A 24762-nucleotide genomic window follows, 5' to 3' on the forward strand; every position below is an offset into this window, starting at 1 on the left:
CGGCGCGCGGCAGGGGCCGGGCCAGGCGGGCGATTTTAAGCGGGCCGGCCCACTTGCGCTGCCGACTGACTCGCTACGTGCAAGATTGCGCTTGTCGCACGCGCCCTATCCACAGCAGTGCCGCCGCAGCGACCACCACGGGCGGTAGCGTCAGCGCGGCCACAGTGCTCCAGCCGTAGGCCGAGAGCAGGCTGCCTGATGCGAACGAGCCAATGACCATGGTGCCGAACACCACGAAATCGTTGATGGACTGCACGCGCGGGCCTTCCTGTGGCGTGTGGCATTGCAGCACCATGGCTGACGCACCCAGGAAGCCGAAGTTCCAGCCCACGCCCAGCAGGGCGAGTGCCCACCAGAAATGCGCAACCGTCTGGCCGCTCATGTCCACCAGCGCGGCGGCGGCAGTGAGTGCCAGGTCCGCCAGAACGATGGGGGTTTCGCCAAAGCGGGCAATGAGCCGCCCGGTGAAAAAGCTGGGCAGGTACATGGCCACCACATGCAGCTCGATGCCGTAGTTGGAATATTCGCGTGGCAGGCCGCACGGCTCCATGGCCAGCGGTGCCGAAGTCATCATGAAGTTCATCAGCATGTAGCTGACCACGCCGCACAGCATGGCCACCACAAAGCGGGGCTGGCGCACCACGTCACGGATGGGCCTGCTCGTGGCAAGTGGGTTCGATGGGGCTGGGCCCACAGCAGCGGGCGTGGCAGGGCCGCCCGCAAACCGCACACCGCGCAGCACCAGGGCCGACAGCACTGACACGGCCGCCGCACACAGGTAGGTGGCGGCGTAGGCGTGCGGTGGCCATTGGTTCATGGTGGCGGTGACCAGTTGCGGTCCCAGCACGCCGGCAAACACGCCACCGGCCAGCACCAGCGACAAGGCACGGGGCTTGTCGGCCGCAGGCACGCATTCGGCTGCTGCAAAGCGGAAGGTGAGCACCACCGCCGCATAGGCGCCTCCAAACAGCATGGCAATGCAGAACAGCACAAACGACGCCTGCACCAGTGCCAGGCTGGCCAGCAGCCCCGACACCACGCCGCACCCATTGCCCAGAAAGAACGCCGCGTGGCGGCCATGCTGGCGTGCCACAGCGCCCACCGGCAGCGTGGACAAGGCCATGCCGATCACAAACACCGAAATCGGCAACGCTGCAAGCCCCGGACGATTTGCGCGGGCAGGTGCTCATCCATGACCAATCTGTTGATACCAGCACGGGTTTTGCCAGTTGGCAGGCCTGGCTGCGCCATGCGGGGGTGCAGGGGGTGCCCACCGACCGGGGCTTGCGCATCAACAACTCGGCTGCCGTGCTGCAGGCGGCCGTTGATGGCCAAGGCGTGGCGCTAGCGCGCAGCGTGATGGCGCATGACGACCTGGCTGCGGGCCGCCTGGTGCGGCTGTTTCCGCAGGTGCGGCTGGACTCGGCCCTGGCGTATTACGTGGTGTACCGCCCAGAGTGCATTGCACAGCCCAAGGTGGCTGCGTTTCGGGACTGGCTGCTGCGCGAGGCGCATGGCCCCGCGTAGGTTCCCAGCGCTGTTCAGGCTTTCAGCACGCGCCCAGGGTTCATGATGCCTTGCGGGTCCAGCGCTTGCTTGATGGCGCGCATCATCGACAGAGCCACGGGCGACTGGTACTTCTCCAGCTTGTCGGCCTTGAGCTCGCCCACGCCGTGCTCGGCGGAGAACGAGCCGCCAAATTCGGCCACGGCGTCGTACACCAGCTGGTGTACGCGCTCTTCGTTGTCACGCAGGAAGGCCTTCGGGTCGCCCTCCACAGGTGCCTGCACGTTGTAGTGCAGGTTGCCATCGCCCAGGTGGCCGAAGTTGACCAGGCGCACGCCGGGAATCTCGCGCTGCAGCACCGCGTCGGTGTGCGCCACAAAGGCGGGGATGCGCGAGATCTGCACCGAGATGTCGTGCTTGATGTTCAGCCCCTCTTCGGCCTGGGCGAGGGGAATGTTCTCGCGGATGTGCCAGAGCTGGTGCGCTTGCGTGAGGTTTTCGGCCACCACAGCATCAGTCACGCAGCCGGCCTCGAACGCTTTTTCGAGCAGCGATTCGAAGCGTGCGCGGGCGTGTTCTTCAGATTCGCTGTCTGAATTTTCGAGCAGCACGCACCAGGGCGCATCGTCCTGGCCAAGAAAGGGCACGCGCAGTTGCGGCATGTGCTTGCCTACCAGGCTCAGCGCAAACTGGCCCATCACCTCAAAGCCCGTCAGGCCCGCGCCCAGCTTCTGGTGCGCCATGCCCAGCAGTTGCACGGCGTGTTCCATGGAAGGCACGGCGGCCCAGGCGGTGAGCTTGGCGGCGGGCTGGGGGTAGAGCTTCATGCACGCGGCGGTGATGATGCCCAGCGTGCCTTCGCTGCCGATGAACAGATCGCGCAGGTCGTAGCCGGTGTTGTCCTTGCGCAGGCCCTTCAGGCCGCTCCATACCTCGCCTTGTGGCGTGACCACTTCCAGCCCCAGGCACAGGTCGCGTGTGTTGCCGTAGCGCACCACCTGCGTGCCGCCTGCGTTGGTGCCCAGGTTGCCGCCAATGGTGCAACTGCCCTCGGCTGCCAGCGACAGGGGGAACAGTGCGCCCGCATTGCGCGCCACTTCCTGCAGGTTTTGCAGGATGCAGCCGGCCTCCACGGTCATGGTGAGGTTGTCGGTGTCCACGTTGCGCACAGCGTTCATGCGCGTGAGGCTGAGCACGATCTGCGTGCCCGATGCATCGGGCGTGGAGCCCACGGCCAGCCCGGTGTTGCCGCCCTGCGGCACGATGGCGGTGCCCGCAGCCGCGCAGGCCTTGACCACCGCTGCCACTTCGGGCGTGCTGGCCGGGCGCACCACAGCCAGGGCCTTGCCGCGCACGCGGCGGCGCCAGTCTTGTTCCCAGGCGGTGAGGTCGCCTTCGGTCAGTACATGGGCATCGCCCACGATGGAGCGAAGGGTGTCAAGCAAAGAGGTCATGGCAGAGCGTCTTCAAGATCGGGAAACAGGAGGGCGGGCGTGTCAATCAGAGGCACCGGCGGCACCGGCAGCTTCCGCCGCCCGAGCGTTGCGCTGGCGCAGACGCACATGCAGCGTGCAGGCGGTGAACAGCGCGAGGCACAGCGCCACTTCGGTCCATGCCAGCCACTGCGATGGGGGCTTGTCGCTCCAGCCGCGCACCACGCCTTCGGTGAAATACAGCCAGATCACCAGGCTGACCCAGCGGTAGGTGTACATGCGGTTCTTGAGGATGCCTGCCAGCGGGATGCACAGCGGCAGGGCCTTGATGGCCAGCCAGGTGCCACCGGGGCGCACAGGCGCCAGCACCAGCTCCCAGGCCAGGCACAGAACGATCAGGGCCAGCAGGCTGCCCGTGGCCACCCAGCGTGTGGCGGCAACGCCGTGGTCGGCGGAGGGATGGGGGATGGCGGGGGATGCAGTCATTGGGGTGGCATCATATCGGCCATGCCTTTTTTAGAGCGTGCTATGCACTTTTACGTACCCACGTTGGGCCCCCAGGCCTGTCATCGCAAGGCGCCGTCCGCCGCCAAGGTCGGGACCTTGGCAAGGACTGCAACGCCGCGAGCGCTGGCCTGGGAGCCCAACCCTTCGGGAAAGCCGGGGAAAGGCCCGGCCACGTTGTTGCAGAACGCTTGCGGTATCCATACCGCGGCGCGTCCTGCGCCTAGTTGCCGGGCCTTTCCCCGGCTTTCGTGGGCACGTAAAAGTGCATAGCACGCTCCAGACAGCCGCACTGCGCGTGGAGGCGCTCATGACCGAGCTGTCGCACTTCCCGTGGAAGACCACAGCCCAGACACTGCGCGAGCGCTTTCGTGAAGACCACCTGGGCCTCACGGCCAGCAGCCTGACCTTCACCACCATCCTCGCGCTGGTGCCGTTCTTTACCGTGGCGCTGGCGGTGTTCACCGCCTTCCCCATCTTTGGCAAGCTGCAAGATGCGCTGCAGGGCTGGCTGGTCAGCAGCCTGGTGCCTGACAGCATCTCGCGCCAGGTGCTGGGCTACCTCACGCAGTTTGCTTCCAAGGCCAGCAGCCTGGGGGCGGCGGGTTTCAGCATTCTGTTGGCCACGGCGCTGGCGCTCATCCTGACCATCGACCGCACGCTCAACGACATCTGGCGCGTGCAACGCCTGCGGCCGCTGGGGCAGCGGGTGCTGATCTACTGGGCCGCCATCACGCTGGGCCCGCTGCTGATGGGCGCCAGTCTGGCGCTCACGTCGTATGTGATGTCGGCATCGGGTGGGCTGGTCAAGCGCCTGCCCGACGGGGTGCAGCTGCTGTTTGATTCGATCCAGTTTGTGGTGCTGGCGGGTGGCATGGCGGCGCTGTACCACTATGTGCCCAACACGCCAGTGAAGTGGCGCCACGCCTGGACGGGTGGGCTGTTTGTGGCTGTGTGCATCGAGCTGGCCAAGAAGGTGTTGGCGGTGTACCTGGGCAAGGTGCCCACCTATTCGGTGGTGTATGGCGCGTTTGCCACGCTGCCCATTCTGCTGGTGTGGATCTATGTGGCCTGGGTCATCGTGCTGCTGGGTGCAGTGGTCACGGCCTACCTGCCCAGCCTGCTGGCCGGGGTGGCGCGGCGCGGCACGGTGGCGGGCTGGACGTTTCAGCTGGCGGTGGAGGTGCTGCAGCAGTTGCACCGCGTGCGCCACCAGCACATCAAGGGCCTGCGCCCCAGCCAGCTTGCGCAGTTGCTGCGGGTGGATGGGTTGCAGCTGGCCCCGGTGCTGGAGGCGCTAACCGCGCTGGACTGGGTGGGCCAGGTCAACGATGCGGCGGTGGGCGAAGCGGACGCGCCCGAGTCCCGCTATGTGCTGCTTGCCAACCCTGGCACCACCCCCCTGGCGCCGCTGGTGCGGCGCCTGCTGCTGGAGCGCTCTGAAAGCTTGCAGCCGCTGTGGTCGAAAGCCCGGCTGGAAGGCTTGCTGTTGGAGGATGTGCTGCAGACTAGCGCTGTTACTGAGCCCGCCTTGGGTGTGCAGCGGGTGGTTTAGTTTTGCTATATAAAATATAGCTGCTGGCGCTTGATTGGTAAGCGCTAGAGCCTGTTTTGGCTTGAATTGTACGCGGCGGAAGGTGCGCGAATCAGTGCTTCAAAACGGCACCTTCCCCGTCCAGATGTCCTTGTACATCACCCAGTCGCCCATAAAGCTGTAGAGCGGCCGCTTGAAGCTGGCAGGTTTGTTCTTTTCAAAGCCGAAGTGCCCCACCCAGGCAAAGCCGTAGCCGCAGAGCAGGCCATACAGCAGGTACTGCGGCTTGCCCGTGGCCACCAGCATGCCCAGGCAGAGCAGGCTGAGCGTGGAGCCCACAAAGTGCAGGCGGCGACAGGTGCGGTTGCTGTGCTCGCTGAGGTAGAACGGGTAGAACTCTGCAAAGCTTTTGAAGGCCCGAGGGTCTGTGCTGGGCGCGGGTTGCGGGGTGGCAGTCTGGCTGGTCATGGCGTTGTCTCCGGGCGGGGGTAAAGCCCCTCTGCCCGCGTTATACGCCGCAGTTCTGGCGCGCACCAGCGGGGCAGTGCGCGTGGGCTGTCGCTAACGGGTCTGCCACCTTGAACCGGCGATTGAAACCCCGGCGGACTGTCAGCGCGCCGGGGTTTGGGGGCTCACCGGGCCAGGAAGTTCCGGATGGCGGCCAGTGTCTCTTCGGGCGCCTCGGTCATCTGGTTGTGGCCCACGGGCAGGTGGGTGATCTGCACCTGCTTGCCCGCCGCCTGGGCGGCCTTGATGAGTCCTTGCGCCGCCTTGGGCGCCGTCATCTGGTCCTGGCTGCCCAGCGCAAACAGCACCGGGCAGGTCAGTTGCGCCATGGCCGCCTCGCCGCCTGCGTAGCTGTCGCAGGCCACAAAACCCCGGTGGAACACATTGACTGCTGTGTTGCTGCGCAGCACCTTGCGCCCCAGCGCCATGCCCGCCCCAAACACCCAGGTGCCCGGGCCCAGGGCCGATGGGGGCGCGGACAGGGTGCTGCGCGAGAACACATTGACCATGCGCATCGCCTTCTCCGGGTCGGTCTGCGAGGCCTCGATGAGTGCGGGCGACACCTTCATCGGGAAGGCGGTGCCCACCAGCACCAGGTGGCTGATGCGGTCCTTGAGCCGCGCGGCGGCTTCCATGGCAATGAGCGATCCCCAGCTGTGGCCTACCAGTGCCGCGCGCTGCACGCCCGCGGCATCCAGCAGCGCGCCGATGAAGTCCGCGCCTTGCTCCACCGTGGCGGGGGCATCGCCGCCACTACGGCAGTGGCCGGGCAGGTCGATGGCCAGCACGTTCCAGCCGTGGTTGGCCATGTAGCGGCTTTGCAGGGCCCACACGCTGTGGTCGTTGAGCACGCCGTGGATGAACACCACCGTGGGCTTGGCGGCATCAAATGCCTTGCCGCCGGTGTAGCAGTAGATGGCGGCGCCGTTGACTTGGATGTACATGGTCAGGCCCCCGCTTTCTCTGCCGCTTTCAGCGCGCGCTTGAGGTCGTCGATGAGGTCGTCGGCATCTTCGAGGCCGATGGACAGGCGGATCGTGCCCTGGCTGATGCCCGCGCCCGCCAGCGCATCGTCGCTCATGCGGAAGTGCGTGGTGCTGGCCGGGTGGATCACCAGGCTGCGGCAATCGCCCACGTTGGCCAGGTGGCTGAAGACCTTGAGGGTTTCAATGAACTTCTTGCCCTGTTCGCGGTTGCCCTTGAGGTCAAAGCTGAACACCGAGCCCGCGCCGCGTGGCAGCAGCTTTTGCGCGAGGGCATGGCTGGGGTGCGAGTCGAGCAAGGGGTGACCGACGCGCGACACAAACGGCTGCGCAGCCAGAAATTCGACCACCTTCTCGGTGTTGCGCATGTGCTGCGCCATGCGCAGCGGCAGGGTCTCAATGCCCTGCAGGATGAGCCAAGCCGTGTGCGGGCTCATGCAGGCGCCAAAGTCGCGCAGGCCCTCGCGCCGCGCACGCAGCAAAAAGGCGCCCACGGTGCTTTCTTCGGTGAACACCATGTTGTGGAAGCCGTCGTAGGGCTGCGTCAGCTCGGCAAACTTGCCGGCGGATTTGGGGCCGTCCCAGTCAAAGCTGCCGCCATCCACCACGATGCCCCCCACCACGGTGCCGTGGCCCGACAGGAACTTGGTGGCCGAGTGGTAGACCAGATCGGCGCCATGTTCAAACGGCTTGACGAGCCAGGGCGAGGTGAGGGTGGAGTCCACCAGCAGCGGCACACCCGCATCGTGCGCGATGGAGGACACCGTGGGGATGTCCAGCACATCCAGGCCGGGGTTGCCCACGGTTTCGCCAAAGAACAGGCGGGTAGTGGAGCGCACCGCAGCGCGCCAGCCGTCGATGTCGCCCGGCTTCACAAACGTGGTCTCGATGCCGAAGCGCGACAGCGTGTAGTGCAGCAGGTTTTGTGAGCCGCCATACAGCGCCGTGCTGGCCACGATGTGGCTGCCCGCGCCCATCAGCGTGGCAATCGCCAGGTGCAGTGCGGCCTGGCCACTGGCGGTGGCAATGGCACCCACGCCGCCTTCCAGGGCGGCCACGCGCTGCTCCAGCACCGCGTTGGTGGGGTTGCTGATGCGACTGTACACATGGCCGCCGCGTTCCAGGTTGAAGAGGGAGGCCGCGTGGTCGCTCGACTCAAAGACGAACGAGGTGGTCAGGTGGATGGGGGTGGCGCGTGCGCCGGTGGCGGGGTCGGGGCTGGCGCCTGCGTGCAGCGCCAGCGTGTCGAAGCCGGGGTCTGAATAACCGGGCATGGGTTCTGTCTCCGATGTTGTCGATATGGGCGTAAATTGTGGGCTATATTTGATGCGATTACGCCTACAGCGCAGTGCGCCCCCCCGGAGACCTTGCACCATGAAAGTCAGCGACATCCTTCGCGTCAAAGGAAACACCCTCTACACCGTGACGCCGGACGAGCCTTTGGCCCAAGCGGCCCAGGTGATGGCCGAGAAAGACATTGGGTCGCTGGTGGTGATGGAGCTGGGTGACCTGGTGGGCATGCTCACCTTCCGCGAAGTGATCCAGGCCATGGTGCGCAACGGGGGCTCGGTGGGCACCATGCGCGTGCGCTCTGCGATGGACGATGCGCCATTGACCTGCACGCTGGAAACCGACATGGACGAGGTGCGCCGCATGATGCTGGATCGCCACGCCCGTTACATGCCCGTGATGGACAAGCGCATGCTCATGGGCGTGATCAGCTTCTACGACGTGGCCAAGGCCGTGGTAGACAGCCAGAACTTCGAAAACCAGATGCTCAAGGCCTACATCCGCGACTGGCCTGCGGAAGACGATACCAAGGCCTGAGCGCAGGGGCTGCTGCCCAGGTGCTCAGCTGCAGCAAACGGCGCTGGCTTCCAAAGACCACGCGTGCAGCATGTGTGCCGGCATGGGGCGGCCCAGAAGGTAGCCCTGCATCACCTCGCAGCCGTGCTCTTTCAGCCAGCGGCACTGCTGCGACGTTTCCACGCCCTCGGCCACCACGGTCATGCCCAGACTCTTCGCGATGCTCAGCACGGAAATCGTGAGCGCTCGGGCCGTTTCGCTGTGTTCCAGGTCTTGCACGAAAGACTTGTCCAGCTTCAGCTCTGTGATCGGCAGGCGGTGCAAGTAGCTCAGGCTGGAGTAGCCGGTGCCAAAGTCATCCAGTGACAGGCGAGACCCCTGCTGGCTCAGCAACTCGATGTTCTCCTGAGTTATCTCGCGCGCATCCATCATCACGCTCTCGGTGATTTCTAGCAGCAGGTCGTGCGCAGCCAAGCCATGCTGGCGCAAGGTGTTGCTCACGTTCTGCGCAAACCCTTTTTGGTGAAAGCTGCGCCCGGACAGATTCACCGCCACGTGCGGCACCGCAATGCCCGCTGCGCGCCAGGTGTTGATTTGCTGGCAGACCTCATTCACCAGCCAATCGGTAAGCGCCGGAATCAACCCGGTTTCTTCGGCCAGTGGGATGAACTGCGCTGGAGAGACTGCGCCCCATTCGGGATGGCTCCAGCGGGCCAGGGCCTCCATGCCGTGCAGCGCCAGCACCGGGTCCGAGGTGATCTGGGGCTGGTAGTGCAGGGTCAGCTCGCCACGCTCCAGTGCGTGGTGCAGGGCCCGCTCCATGGCGGCGCGTTCCTGGGTGCGCCGGTTCATCTCTTGGCTGAAAAGCTGCAGGCTGTGGCGATGGTCGCTTTTGGCCTGGTACATCGCCTGGTCAGCATGGCGCACCAGGGTGTCGATGTCAGTGCCGTCATAGGGATAAATGGAAATCCCGACGCTGGCGCTGGGCAGGTTGATCTGCCCCTGGATGTCTACCGGCATGGCGATGCTGCCCAGTACACGCTGCGCCGTTTGCACCGCTTGTTCCGTGGTGCAGTTAGACAGCAGCAGTACGAATTCGTCGCCCGACAGGCGGCCAATGCAGTCCTGGGCGCGCACGCATTCGCCCAGGCGCTGCGCCACCACCCGCAGCAAGGTGTCTCCGGCCGCATGGCCCTGGGTGTCGTTGACCTGCTTGAATCGGTCCAGGTCCACGAAGAGCAGGGCGCCGGTCTGGTGGTCACGTGCCATGCTGGACAGGGCCCTTTCCGCGTTGTTGCGGAACATGGCGCGGTTGGGCAGGCCGGTCAGCACGTCAAAGAACGCCAGCTGGTGGATGCGCTGGCGCGAAGCGTCGCGCTCAATGGCCAGGGCGCACAGGTGCAGGCAGACCTGTACCAGGCTCTTGTGCAGCGCATTGGGTTCGCGCGGCTCCTTGAAGTAAAACGCGAACGTGCCCACCACCAGCCCCTCGTGGTTTTTGATGGGGCTGGACCAGCAGGCCTTGAGCCCGGTCGATTCGAAGAGAGCGCGGCAGTCATCCCAACGCGGGTCGGTGGCGATGTTGGTGGTGACCACAGGCTTGCCCAAATAGGCTGCCGTGCCGCAGGAGCCAACGTTGGGGCCGATCTGCACGCCATCGAGTGCCGCGCAGGTGTGGTCTGGTAAACCGGGTGCCGCCAGGGGATGACCCCGGCCGTTCGTGTCTACCGCCAGGATGGAGGCCGTGACCTCCGGGGCAATGTTTTCCACCTCTTTGCACACCCTGGTCATCAGCTCGGGCAGGCTGGTTTCGCTAACCATGCTTTCGAGCACGCGCTTTTGCAGCACTTCATGCATCTTGGTCAGGGTGATGTCGGTGAGCACCGTGATGGAGCCGCCGGGACCTCCCTGTGCTTCATCCGCTTTGTTGACCACCATCGATACCCAGCGCGGTTGGCCATCGCGGCTGTAGATGAGCGCATCGCCGTGGTAATGCCCTTGCAGGCGCAATCCGCTGCGAATGGCTTCCGTCAGGCCCTGGTGCGTGTGCGGGCCCTGCAGCATGTCGCTGAGGTAACGGCCCCGCGCTTCGTCACTGGTGAAGCCAAAAAGGCGCGTGAAGCCCTGGTTGACATACACCACCTGCCGGTCGCGGTTGGTCAGCGCGATGGCGTTGTCGCTGCAATCCAGGGCTTGGCGCAAGGGGCTGTCGGCCAGCAGGGGGGCGGCTCATGGTGCAACAGAGTGCGTGGCGTGGCGGGGGCTCCATGGAGCGATGGGGAGGTTGGCATGCGCTTCTCAAGAGTCTGACCCCATGCTAGTCCTACACAGGCGCTCTGCCAAGCGCTCTATGCGCATGTAGGACTGAATTGCTCTGGGATAATCCTCGCCATGAGCGGCAATACCCTAGGCACCCTTTTCACTGTCACCAATTTTGGTGAATCCCATGGTCCAGCCATCGGCTGCGTGATTGATGGCTGCCCGCCTGGCATGCCGCTGTCCGAGGCCGACATCCAGATCGACCTGGACCGCCGCCGCCCGGGCACCAGTCGGCACGTCACGCAGCGCAACGAGCCCGATGCCGTGGAAATTCTCTCGGGGGTGTACGAAGGCAAGACCACAGGCACCCCCATTGCCCTGCTCATTCGCAACACCGACCAGCGCAGCAAGGACTACGGCAACATCGCGCAGAGTTTTCGCCCTGGGCATGCGGACTACACCTACTGGCACAAATACGGCATTCGTGACCCGCGCGGTGGCGGCCGCTCGTCTGCCCGGCTCACGGCCCCCACCGTGGCGGCCGGTGCCGTGGCCAAGAAATGGCTGCAGCAGCAATATGGAACGCAGTTTCGCGCGTGCATGACGCAGCTGGGCGAGCTGGAAATCCCCTTTGAGAGCTGGGATCACGTGCGCAGCAATCCGTTCTTTGCGCCGGTGGCTGACGTCGCCGAGTACGAGGACTACATGGACGCATTGCGCAAGGCGGGTGATTCCTGCGGTGCGCGCATCCGCGTGCAGGCCACGGGCGTGCCGGTAGGCTTGGGTGAGCCGCTGTACGACAAGCTGGACGCCGACATTGCTTTCGTCATGATGGGGCTCAACGCCGTCAAGGGCGTGGAAATTGGCGCCGGCTTTGCCAGCGTGGCCCAGCGCGGCACCACCCATGGCGACTCCATGGCGCCCAACGGCTTCATGTCCAACAACGCTGGGGGGGTGCTGGGCGGTATCAGCACCGGGCAAGACCTGGAAGTGAGCCTGGCGATCAAGCCCACCAGCTCCATCATCAGCCCCCGTGAGTCGATCGACATCCACGGCAACCCCACCGAGGTGATCACCAAGGGGCGGCACGACCCCTGCGTGGGCATTCGTGCTGCGCCCATCGCCGAGGCCCTGCTGGCCTTGGTGGTGATGGACCATGCCCTGCGCCACCGGGCCCAGTGCGGCGATGTGGTGCACGCGGTGGCGCCCATCAAAGCCTCGTTCCTGTAAGCCCTGCCAGGCAGTCGCCTCGCATGCAGCGCTTGCGCACGCTGGGGGCGCGGCGGCCGCTGGTGCCGTTTGCTGCCCTGTCGGCCAGTTACTTCGCACACATCGGGTTTTTCAACCCGTACCTGCCGCTCTGGCTCAAAAGTCTGGGCCTGCCCCTGGTCACCATCGGGGTGCTGACGTCGCTGCAATCCCTCACGCGCCTGTTTGCGCCTTATGGCTGGGGCGTGTTGAGCGACCATACCGGCCAGCGTGTGCCCTTGCTGCGCTGGTGTTCGACGCTTGCGCTGGTGATTTCAGCGGGCCTGTGGGTGCCCGGCGGCACTTGGTGGATTGCGGCCGTGCTGCTGCTCATGTTCACCCACACCAGCGCCATGATGCCGATGAGCGAGGCTGCCATGGCCCACTTGGTAAGCCAGGAAGGCAGCTTCGATGCGCGCCGCTATGGCCGGGTGCGGCTGTGGGGCTCGCTGGGCTTTCTGGTCACGGTGTTTGCGGCCGGGGCGTGGTTTGAGAAGTTTGGCATGGCCGACTTCCCAGGCTGGACGCTGGCCACCCTGGTGGCGGTGGTGGCCAGCACCTGGCTCTTGCCCCGCCTGGAAGAGGGGCAGCCTTCTTCCAGCACCAGTCATGGCGCCAGGCCTGCCATGGCCCCCGTCTTGCGCAGGCCCCAGGTGCGGTGGTTTTTCGCATCGGCTTGCTTTCACGTGCTGGCCCACATTGCGGTCTACGTGTTCTTCTCGCTGTACCTGGATGCCTTGGGGTATCGCAAATCCACCATTGGCGTGCTGTGGGCGGTGTCTGTGGTGGTAGAGATCGCATGGTTCTTCACCCAGGGGCGCTGGCTGCCGCGCTGGCCCTTGAGTCGCTGGCTGCTGGTGTGCGCTGCTGCCATGGCGCTGCGCATGGGCATGACGGCTGCCGCAGGTGCGTGGTTGCTGGTGCTGGTGGTGGCGCAGATGCTGCACGCGCTCACCTTTGCGGCCCACCATACAGTGTGCATGGCGCTGCTTTCGGAATACTTCCCAGGTCGCCTGCGCGGGCGCGGTCAGGCCTTGTACACGGTGCTGGCTTATGGCCTGCCTGGCGTGGTGGGGGCATTGGCAGGGGGCGCTTTGGGCGATGCTGCTGGCTTGGCGTCGGTGTACTGGGCAGCCATGGTGGCCAGTGTGCTGTCCTGCCTGTGTGCCTGGAAGGTGGGGCACAGCGCCCTCAAGGAACGGAGCTTGGAATGATCGTGAAAAACGCTAGCAAAGCGGTCGCCGCACTGGCGGCAACCCTCACTTTGACCACGTTGCTGGGCTGCGCCCATCCTCCGGGTTCGCAGACTAATGCCAACTTTGTGGATATCGGGCTGATCGCCTTCAACGATTTTCACGGCAACCTGGAGCCGCCCCACATTGCGGTACCCATCAGCAGCCAGCAGGGCGTGGAGCGTGTGCCCGCCGGTGGCGCCGCCTACCTGGCCAGCGCCATCGCGCAGCTCAAGGCCCGCCATCCACACCATGCCGTGATCACCGCTGGGGACATGGTGAGCGCATCGCCCCTGGTGTCGGCCCTGTTCCTGGACGAGCCCACCATCGAAGCCGTGAACCACATGCAGATCGACTTCTCTGCAGTAGGCAATCACGAATTTGACCGGGGCTGGCAAGAGCTGCTGCGCCTGCAGCAGGGCGGTTGCGAGAAATTCACGGTGCGCGAGCCCTGCCAGATCAGCAAGCCCTTTGAAGGGGCCCAGTTCCGTTTTCTGGCCGCCAACACTGTGCGTGAAGATGGCCAGCCTTTGTTGCCCGCCACGGGTATCAAACGTTTCACGCAGGGCAATGCCACCGTGGCGGTGGGCTTCATCGGCATGACGCTCAAGGCCACGCCCACCATGGTGAGCCCTGCGGGCGTGAAAGGCCTGCGTTTTGAAGACGAGGCCGCCACGGCCAATGCCCTGGTGCCCCAGTTGCGTGCCCAGGGGGCCGATGTGATCGTTGTCGCCATCCACGAAGGGGGCTACACCGATGCAAAGGTGCTGGGGCAGGAGTGTTCGGGCATCAACGGCGACATCGTGCCGATTCTGGAGCGGCTGGACCCCTCTGTGGATGTGGTCGTCTCGGGCCACACCCACCAGGCCTATGTGTGTGACTACGGCCGCATCAATCCAGCCCGCCCGTTTTTGCTGACCAGCGCCGGGCAGTACGGTGCGCTGCTGACGGAGGTGTCACTGCGGGTGGACACCGCCACCCGCCAGGTAGTGCGCAAAACTGCACACAACCACATCGTGCAGGGCGAGGCATTTACCGGCAGCCAGGGGCTGGTGCCCCTGAACGCTGCCGTACCGGCCTATCCGGCCGATCCGTTCGTGCAGCAACTGGTGGCACGCTACAAGGCCGCTGCCGAACCCCTGGCGCAGCGGCCCGTGGGCCGGGCCAGTGCGCCGCTGCTGCGCGTGCGCAACGAAGCGCTGGAAAGCACGTTGGGCAATCTGGTGGCAGATGCCCAGTTGGCCGCGACCCGCGCGCCGCAGAAGGGCGGTGCCCAGCTCTCGTTCATGAACCCCGGTGGCTTGCGGGCTGATCTGGTGCCTGATGCGCAAGGCCAGCTGCGCTATGGGCAGCTTTTCAGCGTTCAGCCGTTTGGCAACAACATCATGGTGCGCACGTACACCGGCGCGCAGATCCGCGCGGTGCTGGAGCAACAGTTTGCCGGCGGCACCAGCACGCTGCAGTCCCCTCGGGTGCTGTCGGTGTCTGAAGGATTTGGCTACCGGTACGACCTGTCGCAACCCGCTGGCTCGCGCATCAGCCAGATGACCCTGCATGGCAAGCCGCTGGAGGACACCGCCGTAGTGCGGGTGGCCATCAGCAGCTTTCTGGCCAGCGGTGGGGATGGCTTCACGGTGTTCATGGAGGGGCGAGACACTACAGGCGGCGATCTCGATCTGGATGTGCTGGAGGCCTACGTGCTGGCACACAGCCCGATAGCGCCACCGCTCACCAACCGCATCCAGCGTGCCCCGTAGTGGGCCGGGGTGAGGGCACATCTGCCCGTAGGCGCTTTGAAGCGATTGATGTCTGGGTGATTGAGGACTATTAGCCAAATTGGCCTATAGCGCTTATGCAGCAAGCGCAAGCAGCTATAAAAATAATAGCTTGGTTGTATCTGCCTGCACAACCCAGGCAACACCAGCCTATTTGCGCACTTCGTCTACCAGCGCTCTGAACTCGTCAATGTCTTCAAAGCTGCGGTACACGCTGGCAAAGCGGATGTAGGCGACTTTGTCGAGCTTCTTGAGCTCACGCATCACCAGCTCACCGATGCGGCCAGAGTTCACCTCACGCTGCCCCAGGTTCAGCAGCTTTTCTTCAATGCGTTCAATGGCGCTATCGATCTGCTCGGTGCTCACCGGGCGCTTGCGCAACGCCAGGTTGAAAGAGGCGAGCAGCTTGCCGCGTTCGTACTCGATGCGGCGACCGTCTTTCTTGACGATGGCCGGAAAGTTCACTTCCGGCCGCTCGTAGGTCGTGAAACGCTTGTCACAGGCGCCGCACTGGCGGCGGCGCCGGATGAACACCCCGTCTTCAGACACCCGTGTTTCAACGACTTGCGTTTCCAGGTGGCTGCAGAAGGGGCATTTCATGGTCGCTGGGTACCTGCTTAGCGGTAGACAGGGAAGCGTGCAGTCAGGGCGTTGACCTTTTCGCGCACGGCTGCGATGTTCGCTTCATCGCGTGGGTTGTCCAGCACGTCAGCGATCAGGTTGGCCGTCAGGCGCGCTTCTTCTTCCTTGAAGCCACGGGTGGTCATGGCGGGTGTGCCAATGCGCACGCCGCTGGTCACCATCGGCTTTTCAGGGTCGTTGGGGATGGCGTTCTTGTTGATGGTCATGTGAGCAGCGCCCAGCACAGCCTCGGCTTCCTTGCCGGTGATGCCCTTGGCGCGCAGGTCTACCAGCATCACGTGGCTTTGCGTACCACCGCTCACGATGCGCAGACCACGCTGTGTCAGCGTCTCGGCCACGACCTTGGCGTTCTTCACCACTTGTTCCTGGTAGGCCTTGAACTCGGGCGTCAGCGCTTCCTTGAAGGCCACGGCCTTCGCGGCAATCACGTGCATCAGGGGGCCGCCTTGCAGGCCGGGGAAGATGGCGCTGTTGATGGCCTTCTCGTGTTCGGCCTTCATCAGGATGATGCCGCCACGGGGGCCGCGCAGGCTCTTGTGCGTGGTGGATGTGACCACGTCGGCGTGGGGCACGGGGTTGGGGTACACACCCGCAGCGATCAGGCCGGCGTAGTGGGCCATGTCCACCATGAAGATGGCGCCGATTTCCTTGGCGATCTTGGCAAAGCGCTCGAAATCGATGTGCAGGCTGTAAGCAGATGCCCCAGCCACGATCAGCTTGGGCTTGTGCTCGCGGGCCTTGGCTTCCATCGCGTCGTAGTCAATGGCTTCGTTCTTGTCCAGACCGTAGCTGACCACGTTGAACCACTTGCCCGACATGTTCAGCGGCATGCCGTGGGTCAGGTGGCCGCCTTCGGCCAGGCTCATGCCCATGATGGTGTCGCCGGGCTTCAGGAAGGCCAGGAACACGGCTTCATTGGCAGATGCGCCGCAATGGGGTTGCACGTTGGCAGCATCGGCGCCAAAGATCTTCTTCACGCGGTCGATGGCCAGTTGCTCGGCCACGTCCACATGCTCGCAGCCACCGTAGTAGCGCTTGCCTGGGTAGCCTTCGGCGTATTTGTTGGTGAGCTGGGTGCCTTGCGCCCACATCACGGCGGGGGAGGCGTAGTTCTCGCTGGCGATCAGCTCGATGTGGTGCTCTTGGCGGGCGTTTTCGGCCTGGATGGCTGCAAACAGCTCGGGATCGGTTTGTTCGACAAGAATTTTGCGGTCGTACATGGTATGGCAGTCCTATGAACTTATGTCCCTTGAAACAAGGGCTGCCCAGGCGAACGGCGGAACGCTCAGGCCCAGGTCCTTCGCGGCACGCTCCCCAGTGGTTCACAAGATGACGGATCTTGTTGTTTTCCACGTCAGCGGTGACACCTGAAAAGTGCCACGCCTATCGCCAGTCGCGTACCCCCGTAGTGTAGCTGAGGTACTCATGGGCCTGCCGGGTGGCGGCGCTTTGAGTCCGCTGGGCGTTTTGGTAAGTGTCTGGTCTGAATACTGTGCTGCCACGCGGGGTGACAGCACCTGGCTTCAGGAGCCCACAGAGCCGAGCAACGCCACCTTGCTGTCGGCTTCGGCCGAGGGGCGTTCGCCAGCATTGCGCGATGCGGCTGGCACGGCTTGTGCCGGTGTGGCCGCAGGAGCTTGGGTGGAGAGCATGACGGGTGCATTGACGGGTACAGACCGGCCATTGGCCACCTGGCGCAAGCGCGAATGCTCTGCCATCACCTTGGCGGTGTATCCACCATCATCGGGCAGGTTGGCGGCGCCCACGTAATAGCGCAAACCCCCTTCGATGGAACCTGCGCGTGCAATGCACTCCTGCAGCACCTTGACGCCGACGCGAAGGTTGGACACAGGGTCGAACGCCGCAAAGTGCCCACCGAAATTCTGGTACTTCTCCGTATGCACACGGGTCATCACTTGCATCAGGCCTTGCGCACCGACCGCGCTTTGGGCAAACGGATTGAAGTTTGACTCGATGGCCATGATGGCGAGGATGAGGGTCGGATCCAGCTTGGTGCGTGTGCCAATGTCATACGCCTCAGCGACCAGAACGCTCAGGGGCTCTGGAGCCACCTTGTACTTTTTGCTTAGCCAAAAGGCCACAGCCGCCTGCTCTTTGGGCAGGTCCTTGGGGTTGCCTGCCGTAGCGCGTTCGCTGGCATCGGGCTCTACGGGCATGCCGATGGCTGCGACTTGTCGCTCCTGCAGCCAGTTCATGAGTTGCTCCTCTCCTGCCTGGCGCAGATCAGGGCGCGCAGTCAGTGTGATCGCAACAAAGGCAACAGCCAGGCCGATGAGGGCAAAGCTGTTGTGGGTGATTTCAAGAAAACCATTGGTCACATCGGTCACGAAGGTTCGTAGGCCGGAGACAAATTTTCCTGACGCTGTCATAGCTCTTCCTTTCTGAGGCGGAGGCTCTGGAGTGACTGCTGGTGTTCGCAGTGCTGAAGCGAGCTTCCGCTTGGATTGGTACGCCATCAACTGCTGTCTGCGGTGACTGCGTAGTGCAGGGGAGACAGTGTTGACTTAGCCGGGTTCGGCAGCGGATTGGGACTTTGGATGCCTTGGTTTTCAAGGCTGGCGGATTCTAGGAGGGTACTTAATGCTTGGTCAATACTATCAAAAATAGTTTTAAGACAAAAAAATTATAAAATAACTGTGGTTTTAGCCAGTTTTTCTCTGTTGTGACAGTCCAAATTGCTGAATTTCCCTTGAGGGAGCGAGCATCGGTGTCAAAGAACCTATCGGTGGCATGAGTCCGATTTAAATTGCAGCTTGAAGTTCGATGCCCGGTTTGATAAGGTGAAATTGCCTGTGATTTCAGGCATCGCCGAACGAAGCCAAGCCTCCCTCCGATGGCATTCAGTGCCCAGGTGCAGCAGGCAAGGCTTTCAAGGCAACCCCTTGGGGGCAATCTCTTGCCCCCTCGCACGCAGGACGATTTCCTCCATCGTGCGAATAGATGGCAAAGACCGTTGTGTCAGCCGTCAAGCCCGGTCAGCCTGCCTTGTGGTGGTGCTGGTCGGGCTTTCTTGTTTGCGGCGCAGCCGTTGCTATGCAGGTAACTCTTGCGTGCTTTCGTCCCACCGTACGGTGCCAATGCAACTGCGCTTGCATATATATAGATAATGGGAGCCTTTCCTGGGGCGGTGCCATAGGTGCAGCCCCGCACGAGGCATGACGAGAAGTGCATTGGGAGTCTTTGTGTCAAGTCATGCCCCAGGGTTGAGTGCAGCGGCATCATTAGCGAGTTGTTCCTCGCTTGAGGTCAGGCCGCAGCTCCTTGCAGATATTTGTTCTCGTCATCGCGGCCCCTCTGTGTAGGGCCGGGAAGGTTCTCAGGGACTCCCATTGAGGCCTTCTCTGTTTTTCAATGAACCCATGTTTCCTTTTTTTTCCCGCAGCAAAATGTCTGAAGCACCTGAAGTGAATCCGGCCCCGGCCAAAACCCATGAGCCGCATCCACTGGATGCATTGACCGGTGGCGCGTTCTCTGCAGCCACGTCCGGAGAGCGGGCGTCGCGTATCCGCGAGTGGTTGACCACACAGCCTGCGCCGGAGCAGTTGCAAGAAGTGTTCAAGGAGTTGAGTGGTCGTGACAAGGGTGCAGCCCGTGCGGTCCGCGAGCGACTGGACGAAATCCGCCGTGCCAAGGGCCAAGAGGCCATCGCGGCTGAATGGGCAGACAAAGCCCAGGCTTTGCTGTCTGCCTCCAAGCTCAACATTGCCGATGCCCTGGCATGGCAGCGCGATGCAGCGAAGGCCGGTGCGCCTTTGTCGAGGGAGCCGCTGTCGCTGTTGAAGGTACAGATTGCTGACCGTGTCAAAGTCATCGAAGATCTGCAGCACCGCGTGCAGGTGCAGCGCGAGGCCGCAGTGTTGCTGGCCCAGCGCATTGAGGTGCTTTCCACCAAGTCCTGGCGCGATGCCCAGGCAGCTCTGGAGTTATTGCGTGCTGACGTTGCGCGCTGGCAAGAACAAGCCCAGGGGCTGACCAGTGATGCCAGCTGGGTGAGCGTGGAAGCACGCTTTCCGCAACAGCTGGAAAGCTCCAAGGCCCAGTTGCTGGTGGTGTGGGAAGCGTTTCAGCCCGCTCTGGCGCAGGCCATCGCGGCTGCTGAAGACGTCAATGCGCCTCTGCCCCCCGTGCCTGTGTGGGCCGATGAGCTGCGCGTAGCCCGTGGTTTGCCTTCTGAGGCAGCGGCTGCCGCGGCCAAGTCAGCCCGCCCCGCCAAGCCCAAGGTAGACCCCGAAGTGCGTGACAAAGCCGTACAGGCGGTGCGCGAAGCGTTGGCTACGCTGGAAAAAGAAACGGCTGAAGGCCACGGCAAAGCCAGTGCAGGCGCGGCTGCTGCGCTGCGCGCAGTGCTCAAGACCCAAGGGAAGCACATCGATGCTGCTTTGGAGCAGCAAGTCCATTCCGCTTTGGTTGCTGCAGGTGAACTGGAGGGCTGGCAGCGCTGGAGCGCTGATCAGGTGCGCGAGGACCTGGTCGCCAAAGCCGAAGGGCTGCTCAATCGCCCTGAGGGCCAGGCCTTGGGTGGCCGCAAGATGCAGGAAACGCTGCGTCAATTGCGTGAGCAGTGGAAGCAAACGGACCAAGGCGGCGCACCCAACCATGCGCTGTGGAAAAAGTTTGACGAAGCCTGCAATGCGGCTCACAAGGTGGTCGAGGCCTGGCTGGACAAGATCCGTAGCGAGGCTGCTGAGCACAAGGCCCAGCGTCTGGCGCTGATTGAAGAGGTCAAGGCATGGGCCCAGGAGCACGCTGCCTCTGGCGACTGGAAGGGCATCCACCGTGCGCTTTACCAGTTTGGTGACCGCTGGCGTGAAAGCGGACATGTGGGCGAAAAGCTGTTTGCTGAGTTGCAGCCCCTGTGGAAGCAGGCGATTGCTGCTGCCGCTGCTCCTCTGGAAGCTGCGCAGAAGGAAAGCCTGGCGCGACGCCATGCCATGATCGAAGAAGCGGCTGCGCTCGGTGCTGCTGCTGTGTTGCGCATCGATGCCGTCAAGTCCTTGCAGCAGCGTTGGCAAGCCGAAGCCCAGTCGGTGCCGCTGGACCGCAAGCAGGAGCAAAAACTTTGGGATGCCTTCCGCAAGCCGATTGATGAGGCATTCAATCGCAAATCGGCGGAGCGTGAGCGCGCCACGACGGAATTGAGCGCACGCGACCGCGTTGTGCTGGAGGCTTCCAAAGCGCTGGAGGCTGCCAATGCCAGTGGCGATGCCCAGCAGATTCGCGCCGCCATGCAAGCCCTTGAGGCGGCTTTGCGTGGCCAAGCGCTGGCGGCTCAGGCGGTTGCCGAAAGTGAAGCAGATTCCGAGAAGAGCCAAGCTGTGTCAGCGCAAGATGCTACAGAAACTGTAGCATCCGAGCAGCCGTCGGATGCCTCTGGCGAGACCGCGGCCCCAGCGCCCGCAGCTCCCAAGCCTGCTGCGCGCCCTGTGGTTGCGGTGCGTGGTGACGACCGGCCTGGCATGAAGAAGGATGCCCCTGCAGTGGCGGGGCGTGGTGCTCGTCCCGGAGATCGCCGAGATGGTCGCCCAGGTGATCGGGATGGCAGTCGCGGCCCTCGCGCAGATGGGCGCTTTGGTGATCGCAACGATCGGGGTGGTCGTTTTGGCGACCGCCCAGAACGCGAAGACCGTGGCCCACGTTTGGGGGATACGGCATTCCGTGCCCAGCGTGATGCCATGGAGCACGCGCAGCAAACGCTGAAAAAACTGGCTGCGCAGGCCCATGGCGAGGCATTGACGCACTTGCTGACGGCTTGGGAAAAGCGAGACGCGACCCAGCTACCCAGTGCTCAGGATTTGGGTGGACGTGTGTCTGCGTCCGTCCGTGCCGCCTGGGCGCAGGCGCTGTCTGCTGCTCCGAAGGGTGACGCTGCTGAAGCGTTGTTGCGCTTGGAGATTGCCGCAGAAGTGCCAACCCCCGCAGAGCACATCGCTGCCCGCCGCATGCTGCAACTGCAATTGCTGACGCGCCGCAATGATCCGTCGCCAGCCCAGACATGGGGTGACGACACCGCTCGTGTGTTGTCGAGTGCCAGTGATGCAGGCAGCGCCCGCCGTTTGCAGAACGTGCTCAAGACGCTGCTGCGCAAATAAGTGGCGGTACGGGCGTTGAAGATTCGCCCGTTTCGGGAGACCGATGCATCGGCCGCAGTCGCGCTATGGCGTGACTGCGGACTGATCCGGCCTTGGAACGATCCGTACAAGGATATTGAGCGCAAGAGTCATTGCCAGCCAGAGCTTTTCCTCGTGGGAAACTTGCCGGCCGATAGCCGAGGGGCTGATGTTCTGGTAGCCACCGCCATGGCGGGCTATGACGGGCATCGAGGATCTGTCTATTACCTGGCCGTCGCTCCCGGTCATCAGCAAATGTCCTTGGGGCGCACCCTGATGGAGGAGGTAGAGCAACGCTTGCTGGCGCTGGGCTGTCCCAAAGACAACGTGCTCGTGCGCACCAGCAACGCCAGTGTGCTCAGCTTCTGCGATAAGTTGGGTTATGCGCGGGACGATGCATTCTCGTCAGGCAAGCGTCTGATTCCTGATATCTGAAAGCTGGGGGGTAGTTTGAATCCCTCACCATGCTTTGGGCGAAAAAAAACCGCTGCGTTTGCAGCGGTTTTTGAATTTGGTGCCCAGGAGAGGACTCGAACCTCCACGATGTTACTCGCTAGTACCTGAAACTAGTGCGTCTACCAATTCCGCCACCTGGGCATTTCAGGAAAGATTTGAATTATAGAGCAAATTTTTGATGCTCTCGGCTTTCTCGGTCATTTTTTAAAAAATGACTCAGCGAAGCTCCTGCTCCAACAAAAAAGCCACTGAACATGCAGTGGCTTTTTTATTTCGAAAACCGTCATCGGTTGTCGTTAAACTTGGTGCCCAGGAGAGGACTCGAACCTCCACGATGTTACTCGCTAGTACCTGAAACTAGTGCGTCTACCAATTCCGCCACCTGGGCATTTCAGGAAAGATTTAGATTGTATATCAAAAAAAACACCCCCGGCGCTGCGCCCGCACACCTGTCTGACGAAATCGAAGGCAGCATCCAGGGGCACCGTGATGGGCATGGTTTTGTCATTCGTGACGATGGTGAGGGAGATATCTACATCCCCCCGAACGAGATGCGAGCAGTGCTGCACAAAGACCGCGTTCGTGTGCGCATCGTTCGGCAAGATCGCCGCGGCCGTCCGGAAGGCCGGGTGGTAGAGATTATCGAGCGCCCCTCTCAGCCCATGATTGGCAGGCTTTTGCAAGAGAGTGGCGTCTGGCTCGTCGCCCCGGAAGACAAGCGTTACGGGCAAGACATTCTGATTCCCAAGGGCGCAACTGGTGCTGCCAAGCCAGGCCAGGTTGTGGTGGTGGAGTTGACTGAGCCACCGGCATTGTTTGGGCAGCCCGTCGGGCGCATCACCGAGGTGCTGGGCGAGGTTGATGACCCAGGCATGGAGATTGAGATTGCGGTGCGCAAGTACGGTGTGCCGCATGAGTTTTCTGAAGCGTGTCTGGCCCAGGCCAAGGCGCTGCCAGAAAAAGTCAGGGCCATCGACAAGAAGCGCCGCATTGATCTGACGGATGTGCCGCTCGTCACCATTGACGGGGAAGATGCGCGCGACTTCGACGATGCCGTGTATTGTGAGCCTGCCAAGGTGGGGCGAGGCAAGGGCTGGCGCTTGCTGGTGGCGATTGCCGATGTGAGCCACTACGTGGAAACCGGCAGTGCCATCGATATCGATGCCTATGACCGTGCCACCAGTGTGTACTTCCCACGCCGGGTGATTCCCATGCTGCCCGAGAAGTTGAGCAACGGCTTGTGCTCACTCAACCCTGAGGTGGAGCGACTGTGCATGGTTTGCGACATGCTGGTCACGGCCAAGGGGGAGGTGCACGCGTACCAGTTCTATCCCGCCGTGATGTATAGCCACGCGAGGTTCACATACACCGAGGTGGCGGCCATCCTGGCGAATACGCGTGGCCCTGAGGCCAGCAAGCGCAAGGATCGCGTGAAAGATCTGCTCAACCTGCACGATGTGTACCGCGCGTTGCAGGTGGCGCGCCAACAGCGTGGTGCGGTGGATTTTGAAACCACCGAAACCCAGATCGTGTGTGATGAAAATGGCCGTATCGAGAAGATCGTACCCCGCACGCGCAACGATGCGCACAAGCTGATCGAAGAGGCGATGCTGGCTGCCAACGTCTGCAGCGCGGACTTCATTGAGCAGGGCGGGCAGCCCGGCTTGTTCCGTGTACACGAGGGCCCCACGCCTGAGAAGCAGGAAATCCTGCGCGGGTATCTCAAGGCCATGGCGGTGGGCATGTCGATCAGCGACAACCCCAAGCCCTCTGAATTCCAGGCCATTGCCGAGGCGACCAAAGAGCGGCCTGACGCGCAGCAAATTCACACCATGCTGCTGCGGTCCATGCAGCAGGCCATTTACACGCCCATCAACAGCGGCCATTTCGGCTTGGCATTTGAGGCCTACACCCACTTCACCAGCCCGATTCGCCGCTACCCAGACTTGCTGGTGCACCGGGTGATCAAGGCCATTTTGGGCAACACCCGGTACCAATTGCCCGTGTTGCCCACCCCAGGCGAGGCCCATGCCAAGCTGGCCAAACGGCTGGCGGGGCGCGTTGCTGCCCCAGGAACCAAACCGAAAAAAGACGTCAAACCCCCAAGCCGGGAAACCCAGGCGTGGGAGGCTGCGGGCTTGCACTGCAGTGCCAATGAGCGCCGCGCCGACGAAGCCAGCCGTGACGTGGAAGCCTGGCTCAAATGCAAGTACATGCGCGAACATCTGGGTGAGGAATACAGCGGCGTTGTCAGCGCAGCCACCAGCTTCGGCATTTTCGTGACCCTGGACGCGATGTACGTCGAAGGCCTGGTGCACATCACGGAGCTGGGTGGCGAATACTTCAAGTTCGACGAGGCCCGACAAGAGCTGCGTGGTGAGCGCACTGGCATTCGCTATGCCATCGGCACGCGCGTGCGTGTGCAGGTCAGCCGTGTGGACCTGGATGGACGCAAGATCGACTTCCGATTGGTGCGCGAGAACGAGGAGCTGCTCGGGCGGGCACTCAGGGACAAAGGCGTAAGTGCCGACTCCGGCGCGCGAAAAGGTCGCTCGGAGACTGGTCGAAAAGAGACTGTGGCAGCCAAGGGGCGCAAGTCCAAGCCGGAAGCAGCCACTGATATGGAGCCTGCGGGGCGTGGTCGCGCGGCACGCTCTCCCATTCAGTCGCTCAAGGCAGCGGTCAAGCAGGCGGCGACCTCGGGCAAATCATCCAGGGGCAAGGCCCGCAAACCCCGGCGAGGTTGAAT

General features: G+C 63.1%; 17 protein-coding genes, 2 tRNA genes, 2 pseudogenes and 1 riboswitch. Of the genes and pseudogenes, 9 read left to right on the forward strand and 12 right to left on the reverse strand.

Translation table 11 applies throughout. The features are described from left to right. Positions 1–73: 73 nt before the first annotated feature. Positions 74–1174: pseudogene (locus PQV96_RS05385) on the reverse strand (MFS transporter); the annotation flags it as partial. Between PQV96_RS05385 and PQV96_RS05390 the strand changes: the two are divergent. After that, positions 1153–1527, forward strand: a pseudogene (locus PQV96_RS05390) (LysR substrate-binding domain-containing protein); the annotation flags it as partial. The pseudogenes PQV96_RS05385 and PQV96_RS05390 sit on opposite strands and share 22 nt — an antisense overlap. 14 nt (positions 1528–1541) lie before the next feature. On the opposite strand, the gene PQV96_RS05395 reads toward PQV96_RS05390, so the two are convergent. Next, positions 1542–2960, reverse strand: a complete 1419-nt coding sequence (locus PQV96_RS05395; protein ID WP_207373289.1) for an FAD-binding oxidoreductase — start codon at positions 2958–2960, stop codon at positions 1542–1544. 42 nt (positions 2961–3002) lie between these two features. Next, a complete protein-coding gene (locus PQV96_RS05400; protein ID WP_207373288.1) occupies positions 3003–3425 on the reverse strand; it encodes a DUF2069 domain-containing protein in 423 nt (140 codons plus the stop codon). Positions 3426–3753: 328 nt separating this feature from the next. Between PQV96_RS05400 and PQV96_RS05405 the strand changes: the two genes are divergently transcribed. Then, complete coding sequence (locus tag PQV96_RS05405) at positions 3754–4998, forward strand: YihY family inner membrane protein (protein ID WP_273624775.1); 1245 nt, start codon at positions 3754–3756, stop codon at positions 4996–4998. A gap of 99 nt (positions 4999–5097) precedes the next feature. Here the strand turns inward: PQV96_RS05405 and PQV96_RS05410 are convergent, their stop codons facing one another. The 3 genes from PQV96_RS05410 to PQV96_RS05420 form a co-directional block, all read right to left on the reverse strand. Next, a complete protein-coding gene (locus PQV96_RS05410; RefSeq protein ID WP_273624776.1) occupies positions 5098–5445 on the reverse strand; it encodes an Mpo1-like protein in 348 nt (115 codons plus the stop codon). Positions 5446–5609: 164 nt separating this feature from the next. Continuing rightward, complete coding sequence (locus PQV96_RS05415) at positions 5610–6428, reverse strand: alpha/beta fold hydrolase (RefSeq protein ID WP_273624777.1); 819 nt, start codon at positions 6426–6428, stop codon at positions 5610–5612. 2 nt (positions 6429–6430) lie between these two features. After that, positions 6431–7741, reverse strand: a complete 1311-nt coding sequence (locus PQV96_RS05420; RefSeq protein WP_273624778.1) for an O-acetylhomoserine aminocarboxypropyltransferase — start codon at positions 7739–7741, stop codon at positions 6431–6433. Between the two features lie 100 nt (positions 7742–7841). On the opposite strand from PQV96_RS05420, the gene PQV96_RS05425 reads away from it, so the two are divergent. After that, positions 7842–8294: a CBS domain-containing protein gene (locus PQV96_RS05425; RefSeq protein ID WP_066691606.1), complete on the forward strand. Its 453-nt coding sequence runs from the start codon at positions 7842–7844 to the stop codon at positions 8292–8294. 24 nt (positions 8295–8318) lie between these two features. On the opposite strand, the gene PQV96_RS05430 is transcribed toward PQV96_RS05425, so the two are convergent. Beyond that, positions 8319–10475, reverse strand: a complete 2157-nt coding sequence (locus PQV96_RS05430) for a bifunctional diguanylate cyclase/phosphodiesterase (protein ID WP_273624779.1) — start codon at positions 10473–10475, stop codon at positions 8319–8321. A gap of 189 nt (positions 10476–10664) precedes the next feature. Here PQV96_RS05430 and aroC point away from each other — a divergent pair, with 189 nt between their 5' ends. The 3 genes from aroC to PQV96_RS05445 are packed head-to-tail and all read left to right on the forward strand — an operon-like array spanning position 10665 to position 14769. After that, complete coding sequence (gene aroC, locus PQV96_RS05435) at positions 10665–11762, forward strand: chorismate synthase (protein WP_273624780.1); 1098 nt, start codon at positions 10665–10667, stop codon at positions 11760–11762. 23 nt (positions 11763–11785) lie between these two features. After that, positions 11786–12994 (forward strand): MFS transporter, encoded by a 1209-nt coding sequence (locus tag PQV96_RS05440; RefSeq protein WP_273624781.1) that lies wholly within the window; start codon positions 11786–11788, stop codon positions 12992–12994. After that, on the forward strand, positions 12991–14769 hold the full coding sequence (locus PQV96_RS05445; RefSeq protein ID WP_273624782.1) for a bifunctional metallophosphatase/5'-nucleotidase: 1779 nt from the start codon (positions 12991–12993) through the stop codon (positions 14767–14769). The genes PQV96_RS05440 and PQV96_RS05445 overlap by 4 nt, the downstream gene beginning before the upstream one ends. A gap of 168 nt (positions 14770–14937) precedes the next feature. On the opposite strand, the gene nrdR is transcribed toward PQV96_RS05445, so the two are convergent. The 3 genes from nrdR to PQV96_RS05460 all read right to left on the reverse strand — a co-directional run bounded on the left by nrdR (position 14938) and on the right by PQV96_RS05460 (position 17819). Continuing rightward, positions 14938–15387 (reverse strand): transcriptional regulator NrdR, encoded by a 450-nt coding sequence (gene nrdR, locus PQV96_RS05450; protein WP_044402746.1) that lies wholly within the window; start codon positions 15385–15387, stop codon positions 14938–14940. Between the two features lie 17 nt (positions 15388–15404). Continuing rightward, entirely contained in the window at positions 15405–16649 is a 1245-nt protein-coding gene (gene glyA / locus PQV96_RS05455) for a serine hydroxymethyltransferase (protein ID WP_044402743.1), read from the reverse strand. Positions 16650–16685: 36 nt separating this feature from the next. After that, positions 16686–16836, reverse strand: a riboswitch (ZMP/ZTP riboswitch). 116 nt (positions 16837–16952) lie between these two features. Continuing rightward, positions 16953–17819: a lytic transglycosylase domain-containing protein gene (locus PQV96_RS05460; RefSeq protein WP_044402740.1), complete on the reverse strand. Its 867-nt coding sequence runs from the start codon at positions 17817–17819 to the stop codon at positions 16953–16955. 990 nt (positions 17820–18809) lie between these two features. On the opposite strand from PQV96_RS05460, the gene PQV96_RS05465 reads away from it, so the two are divergent. Then, the gene (locus PQV96_RS05465) at positions 18810–21539 is read left to right on the forward strand and encodes a DUF349 domain-containing protein (RefSeq protein ID WP_207373281.1); all 2730 of its coding nucleotides are present in this window, start codon (positions 18810–18812) and stop codon (positions 21537–21539) included. A gap of 15 nt (positions 21540–21554) precedes the next feature. After that, positions 21555–21992 (forward strand): GNAT family acetyltransferase, encoded by a 438-nt coding sequence (locus PQV96_RS05470; protein WP_207373280.1) that lies wholly within the window; start codon positions 21555–21557, stop codon positions 21990–21992. Between the two features lie 77 nt (positions 21993–22069). Here the strand turns inward: PQV96_RS05470 and PQV96_RS05475 are convergent. Beyond that, a tRNA-Leu gene (locus PQV96_RS05475) sits at positions 22070–22154 on the reverse strand. A gap of 162 nt (positions 22155–22316) precedes the next feature. Next, a tRNA-Leu gene (locus tag PQV96_RS05480) sits at positions 22317–22401 on the reverse strand. Between the two features lie 19 nt (positions 22402–22420). On the opposite strand from PQV96_RS05480, the gene rnr reads away from it, so the two are divergent. Then, entirely contained in the window at positions 22421–24760 is a 2340-nt protein-coding gene (gene rnr, locus PQV96_RS05485; RefSeq protein WP_207373279.1) for a ribonuclease R, read from the forward strand. Positions 24761–24762 lie beyond the last annotated feature (2 nt).

Origin of the sequence: Acidovorax temperans (genome assembly GCF_028596105.1) — a bacterium.
GTDB lineage: Bacteria > Pseudomonadota > Gammaproteobacteria > Burkholderiales > Burkholderiaceae_C > Acidovorax > Acidovorax temperans.

Excerpts from the sequence above, each read along its gene's own strand:
- PQV96_RS05395 (WP_207373289.1), bottom strand. The coding sequence starts at position 2,960 with ATGACCTCTTTGCTTGACACCCTTCGCTCCATCGTGGGCGATGCCCAT.
- PQV96_RS05400 (WP_207373288.1), bottom strand. The coding sequence starts at position 3,425 with ATGACTGCATCCCCCGCCATCCCCCATCCCTCCGCCGACCACGGCGTT.
- PQV96_RS05405 (WP_273624775.1), top strand. The coding sequence starts at position 3,754 with ATGACCGAGCTGTCGCACTTCCCGTGGAAGACCACAGCCCAGACACTG.
- PQV96_RS05410 (WP_273624776.1), bottom strand. The coding sequence starts at position 5,445 with ATGACCAGCCAGACTGCCACCCCGCAACCCGCGCCCAGCACAGACCCT.
- PQV96_RS05415 (WP_273624777.1), bottom strand. The coding sequence starts at position 6,428 with ATGTACATCCAAGTCAACGGCGCCGCCATCTACTGCTACACCGGCGGC.
- PQV96_RS05420 (WP_273624778.1), bottom strand. The coding sequence starts at position 7,741 with ATGCCCGGTTATTCAGACCCCGGCTTCGACACGCTGGCGCTGCACGCA.
- PQV96_RS05425 (WP_066691606.1), top strand. The coding sequence starts at position 7,842 with ATGAAAGTCAGCGACATCCTTCGCGTCAAAGGAAACACCCTCTACACC.
- aroC (WP_273624780.1), top strand. The coding sequence starts at position 10,665 with ATGAGCGGCAATACCCTAGGCACCCTTTTCACTGTCACCAATTTTGGT.
- PQV96_RS05440 (WP_273624781.1), top strand. The coding sequence starts at position 11,786 with ATGCAGCGCTTGCGCACGCTGGGGGCGCGGCGGCCGCTGGTGCCGTTT.
- PQV96_RS05445 (WP_273624782.1), top strand. The coding sequence starts at position 12,991 with ATGATCGTGAAAAACGCTAGCAAAGCGGTCGCCGCACTGGCGGCAACC.
- nrdR (WP_044402746.1), bottom strand. The coding sequence starts at position 15,387 with ATGAAATGCCCCTTCTGCAGCCACCTGGAAACGCAAGTCGTTGAAACA.
- glyA (WP_044402743.1), bottom strand. The coding sequence starts at position 16,649 with ATGTACGACCGCAAAATTCTTGTCGAACAAACCGATCCCGAGCTGTTT.
- PQV96_RS05460 (WP_044402740.1), bottom strand. The coding sequence starts at position 17,819 with ATGACAGCGTCAGGAAAATTTGTCTCCGGCCTACGAACCTTCGTGACC.
- PQV96_RS05465 (WP_207373281.1), top strand. The coding sequence starts at position 18,810 with ATGTTTCCTTTTTTTTCCCGCAGCAAAATGTCTGAAGCACCTGAAGTG.